2 protein-coding genes are annotated in these 6,177 nt (G+C 45.9%); both read right to left on the minus strand.

Annotated features, from left to right (window positions below; all coding sequences use genetic code 11):
- Window positions 1-60 precede the first annotated feature (60 nt).
- The gene (gene tnpA, locus ACKI3C_RS02580) at window positions 61-510 is read right to left on the minus strand and encodes an IS200/IS605 family transposase (RefSeq protein ID WP_407401743.1); all 450 of its coding nucleotides are present in this window, start codon (window positions 508-510) and stop codon (window positions 61-63) included.
- A 498-nt stretch (window positions 511-1,008) separates the two neighbouring features.
- Entirely contained in the window at window positions 1,009-5,700 is a 4,692-nt protein-coding gene (locus tag ACKI3C_RS02585) for a chitobiase/beta-hexosaminidase C-terminal domain-containing protein (protein WP_407401745.1), read from the minus strand.
- Window positions 5,701-6,177 lie beyond the last annotated feature (477 nt).

A 6,177-nucleotide genomic window follows, 5' to 3' on the forward strand; every position in this document is an offset into this window, starting at 1 on the left:
AGTGGCGGTGGGGGTATAGCAATCCCGAAGAAATGCGTCCAGCAGGACGCTAATCGGGTATCAATCACGCAAAAAATAGTCGTCAGATGGGTTTACTTGAAACTCTGCCAGCAGGTCGTTATATTCTTGGGCAAGAGTAAAGGAGTGGTGATGTTCCTTCTGACGCATGATGTAGCCTTTCACCTTGTCAAAGTCTCGATAAGCATAAGTGAAGGCAGCATACCCTTCGGCCCATCCGCAAAAAATGGGAAAAGATGGTGATTCCTTCAGCCATTTGCTTGTTTCTGTCTTTAATATTTGGACAAATGTTGCTACTGCAATGCTGGGATGGATTGATACCAGCATGTGAATATGGTCTGGCATGCCACCTATACGGTACAGTTTGCTTTGCTTGTTGTTGCAAAACTGGTGGATGTAGCCATAGAGCTCTTTCTCGTGCCTTTCATCTATGGTGAGCATACTGCCCTTGGTGCGGAACACAATGTGGTATAAAAAACAATAGCGACTCATGATCTTTTCTTGCAAAATTAGATTAATATTTTGGTGTGTGCAAGAAATGGATGCAAATGTTGCCCGATTAGCGTCCTGCTGGACGCACACGCCTGTTGACACTATTCCCCCACCGCCACTGCGTTCGGCGGTGGGGGTTATTCAGGTATTGTCCTTCCGGACAAGAAATTAGTAACAATTATTGTAAAAGCCAAAGTTGAAAAACAAAGCAGATTACACAGAAAAGAATTTATTCTAATTATTTTAATTTCTTTCAGTTATAATATAAAATCTGCGCTATCTGCGTTATCTGCGTGAGAATAACGAGAGAAAAACCTCCCCGAGTTCCCCGATATCCCCGAGAGACAAAATATCTGCGCTATCTGCGTAATCTGCGAGAGAAAAAATCCCCGAGAGGCATAAAATTCTGCTTTCGTAATCTGTGCGAGAGAATAAAAGATGGGGCTGTGTCGTGGTTGACACAGCCCCATCGTTATAGAGGGTTTTAATGGTTGCTGATTATTTAACCATTTTCACTGCCTGGGTTGAGCCATCGGTGTACTTGGTCACTACGATGTTCACGCCCTCGAAGGGCTTGTCGCTCATCTGGCCGGCAACGTTCACGAAGCGTACGCTCTGTACTTCCTTGCTTGCGATGTCGTTGATACCAGTAACGATGCCATCGTTGCTAGTGTTGATTTCCTTCTCGGCTGCCTTGCCATACAGGTTCTGGAGCTTAGCGAGGTCATCACTTTCAGCCTTGAGAGCGGGAGCGTGACTGGGAGCATCAAATCCTGTCACTTTCACTGTGGGATCAACAAGGATGGGATAAACAGGAGCAATAGTGACTTTAACTGTCTCGATTGTTTGATTGTCATCCTTACCAATGCCATTGTCAAAGTAATACTGGATTGCTTCGGGATCGCTTGCGTTCATCTCTCCGAGTTCGTCAGCTGTGAAATAAGCCTTAGGAGTAGTTGACCTAGAATCGTTGTCAGATGTGTAGAAACCGTAAGCAGTCTCGCCACCGTTTACATAAACCTCGGGCTCATAGAGCTCAACTGCGAGATCAGTGTCACCAATCTTTTCAGCAGTTGTTTCGCTGAAGCCAAAAGTAGTGATTGCTGAAACCAGCTTGCCCCACTTGGTGCTGTAAGGGGGAGCATAGGTGATAGCTGCGTCTGTAATTGCGCGGTCACCTTCCTTGATAGCTACCTCGCTGCTAGTGATTTCCACGGGAGCGAACTTGTTGGCCTCGAGAGTGTAGTTGTTCTGTGCATCACGATACTTAACTACAACTGTTGTTTGGCTAGTAGCCGCAGGATCAAGGTTGGTCATTGCAATGCCACGCTCAGCGCGGCCGCCAGTCACATGATAAGTATTGCCTGCAATGCTATATTCAACATCGACACTCATTGTGTTGGGATCCATGAACGACTTGCTTGCGTTAACCTTGTAGTAAGAAACTGACTTATCTCCAAGAGTTGTGCCATTCACTTTTCGAACAACACTTACCTGAGCATCACCTGCCACGGGGTTAGGACGAACCATGTAGGTTGACACTTCCTTACCCATTGTTTGCTTGGGAGTGACAGTTTCATCTACGGTAGTTGTATAGTTCATTACAGCCTTGTGGTTGACATTGCCCATGTGGCCCTGCTGGATTACGTAAGCCATTGAGCCGTCGGTCTGAGGATTAACAACCTCATTGGCATTTTCATCGAGAGAGTAGTTCACGATAGTCATTTCAGCGCTTGACTTCTCGGCATCGAGCTTGAACTGTGCGGGCACAGGAGCAATCACGAGCACGCGGTCGGTGTAGAGGTTGTCGCGGTTTTCATACTGTGCAACAGCAGCAGCACGTTGCTCGCTGGTGATTGCCGCAACTGCGGTTACCTTGCTGTAAGCATCGAGGTTGGCAGCGTAGATAGCGCCCTTCTCGGTGTCCTGAGCCACGGTGAGGTAGTTGTAGCCGTTCATCTCAGATGCGAGCTTGAGGAGCTGATAAGACTGAGTCTCGGTAGTGTAAACACCAGGGAAGTAGATAGTGAAGGGGTTAGACTTCACTGTAGCAGTGCGCTCAACGCCGCTGTTGTTGAACACTACTTCCATCTCATAGTAGTACTTACCCTCGGCAAGACCCTCGATGTCAAGTTGGAATTCACCCTTTGTGGGGTCGCCCTTGCCTTGAGCAACGATACCGTCATTGAGAGTCACGAGTTGATTAGTAGTAGCGTCATAGCAACGGATGATGTAGCTCAATACTTCATTACCTTCGGGAATAGTTACTGAAGGCTTATACATACCGCGGTCGTAGGTGTCGCCTTGCTTGTGGCTCTGGGCCTCAATCTGTGCGTTACCAAATGCGAGAGTGGTGTAAATCTTGCTCTGGTTGCGGTCATTTTCATTCAAGTAGAACTCGATAGTCTTGAAGTAGGTGGGATTGTCAAACCTGAAGTTACCATTAGCGTTATCATTAGTGCTTACGCCGTAGGTCGTTTCGGCATCAATTGGAGTACCTACTTCCTTGTTGTTCATGTAACCCCAGTTAGCGTGGTTACTCCATTGTGCAATGGGATTACCGTAGCTATATGTTGTTTGTCCGCCCCAGCCAGTCCAAATTTTAGCTTGGCCTACGAACCAAATATCGGGTACGACGTAGCGCACGTAGTTTGTGTTGTCGTCAAGAACAAGACCTGTATACTCATCACCTGTGAGTTGCTCTTTCCACTCAGCACCGGTTTTAGCAGTGAAGTTGTTGTCTACCTTGAATGTCATCTGCTCTGAAGAGTAGAGGCGCTCGCCACCGATGTTTGCAGTGAAGTAAATAGGATTCTTGGGAGGCCACATGGTGCTATACATCACGTTGTCCTCACGGTCTTTGAGAATATTACCATTCTCGTCATACTGAATCCAAGCCTCTTGCCAAGCGCTGTCGGTGCGGCTGTTGCGAGGTGTTGTGTAGTTCTGGTCTTGCTTCATCTCATTACCAACGAGTGAAATGAAGGGCATGTGACCTTGTGCAGTCTCGTCCTCGGTGAGGCTGAGGGTATTTGTCTCGGGGTCAAATGTTGCATTGTAGAGTTCACCATTAGTCAGGTAAGCACTCTTGTCGAGCTTGAAGCTGCCAGCGGTGTGAGTGCCATCAGCATCATAGACGCGCACGAAGGCGAGTGCTTCAATATCTTTATCACCATCCGCATCGCGGCACGTAGTACCACGCATTGCAAAGCCATTGAGGTGATACTTGCCATCATCGCCCTTAATCATCTGCCACTCGGGAGAAACGCGCTCGTCGTTGAGCACCTTGCACTGCAGATAGATTGCGGGATTGTTTTCGAAGTCATATTTCTTCAACTCAGTCTCACTCTGCACACCGATAGGATAGACGGGAATACCGTTCTCTATATAGCCAGCATTCTTGGTAAATGATACCATGCTGTAGTCGGCAGGAACAGTGATTGTGTAGTTGCCATTGCCCCACTTCATGAGGTAGTTAGAGCCAGCACCAAATGTGAGATCGTCGTTATGATTAGTTTCATTTACCCAGTAATCTCCGCTGCCGCTGGGATGCAGGTGATAATTATCGTCGCTGTTATCCTTGCTACGGAACTTGATTACAACATCGTTGTTGATGTCGCCGGTCCAAGTGAAGTTGCCATCGGTGTCCTTGCTCATTAATGTATAAGTTCCATCTTCTCCAAACTTAACATAAAGCACGCCGGTGTTGGGGTTAATTACCCAATGGTCGGTGTCGTAGCGAGCCTCACCAGTTTCCCACAATGACTCGGGGATAGTGAGGTTGCCAGTCTTTTCATTATCATTATTATTGAAGATAATGCGGTTGTAACCTTTGTCCTTGTCTTCGTCTTTGAGGACAATCTTGTACCAGTCACCATCTTGGGTCATCGCTTCGCCAGGCCAAGGTTCTTTCCATTCCTGTGAGCTATCTATCCAAATGTAAGCATTGCGATAGTTGCCCTTGTAGTAGATGGTATAGGTCTTTTCAACTGAGTTCTGAACGAATGTCACGTTGCTGTAGTCAGCTGGAACGGTGATTGTGTAGTTGCCGTTGCCCCACTTCATGATGTAGTCATTGCCTGCGCCAAATGCAACCTCGTTGTTGCTATAAAAACTTGCATTGACTTCATAATCGTAAGCAGTTGTTGAAGCAAAGTGGAATGCTTCGTCATCAGTTCCATTTGAAGAGAACTTGATTATTTGTTCATTGTTGATGTCGCCTTGCCAAGTGAAGTTGCCGTCGCTGGCATCCATCTCGGTGTAAGCACCGTCGCCCACCTTAATATAAAGGCGACCAGTCTGGGGAAGTTCGATAGTGTAGGTAGCCGAGGCTACGTCACTAGCAGTCATGCCATCCTTTGCAGCGATAGCTTTGAGGGTGGTAGTTGCATTCACAGCAATTGCACCTGTATATTGAGTGCTACTTGTTGTGGGATTGTTGCCATCGGTAGTGTAATAGATTGTAGCACCGTCGGTAGCACAAGCGATTTCAACACTCTGTGCAGCGTGGTAAGTACCACCTGCAACGCTGAAGGTTGGAGTCTCTACCTTAGTAACTTTCTTAGTAGCTGTAGCGGTCAGAGAAGATTCACCATCGTAAGTGTAAACAATAGTATAGTCACCTGCTTCAGAGATGGTCAGAGTTTGGTTTCCTGAAGCGGGGTAAGACCCATCCCATGAATGGTTCTTTGCTACCTTATAATCATAGTTTCCGGCAGCAAGGTTTGTTTTCTCAACGATGAGAGTGTATTTACCGTCTGCTCCTTTAACCATGTCGTTGGCTTCAGTGTCAGTGGTCCACTCATTGCCATTAATGATAGCTGCTACACCGACGATAGTCCAAGTTGTTTCAACGTAAATGCCCCAATCGCCTCGATCAGCGTTGTAGTCCTTTCCTTTAAAATAGAAAGCATTCTTCCCATCTGGGATAGAAACATCGTTAGTTCTCTTATCGCCATCGTTAGTTCCGTTGTCATTGAAAATAACCATTTGACATGAACCGGCTTCGATGCGGTACCAAGAATCTCCTATGCTTTCCATTACTCCTCCAGGCCATGAAGAGGAACCTCCATCGCCTTGCCATAGGTAAGCATTAATTTGGCTCCATGTGGTAGATGTTTCGTTCTTAAAGTAGATGTATCTAGCCGAGGCTTGTCCGGCGGTCAACAAGAACACTAACGACAGGAGCATTACCCGCAAGTAGCGGGATTTAAAACTGTAGTAATGCATTGTAAATAATTAGTTTAATTGTTTATAGTTTTTAAAGTTTTGTACAATAATGCAAAGCGTGGCAAATTTACTAATTTTTGTCCAAATTGAGTATTAATTATTCCCTTTTTAACATTGTTAAATTTATGTAAACGATTACATAAGTGGTGTTTTTCTCTTGTTTTTCTCACGCAGATTACGCAGATAGCGCGGATTTTTTTGTCTCTCGGGGATCTCGGGGAACTCGGGGAGGTTTTTCTCTCGTTTTTCTCACGCAGATTACGCAGATAGCGCAGATTTTTTATATAACTGAAAGAAATTAAAATAATTAGAATAAATTCTTTTCTGTGTAATCTGCTTTGTTTTTCAACTTTGGCTTTTAATAATTGTTACTAATTTCTTGTCCGGAAGGACAATACCTGAATAACCCCCACCGCCGAACGCAGTGGCGGTGGGGGA

It is taken from the genome of Sodaliphilus sp., assembly GCF_045598405.1.
Taxonomy (GTDB): domain Bacteria; phylum Bacteroidota; class Bacteroidia; order Bacteroidales; family Muribaculaceae; genus Sodaliphilus; species Sodaliphilus limicaballi.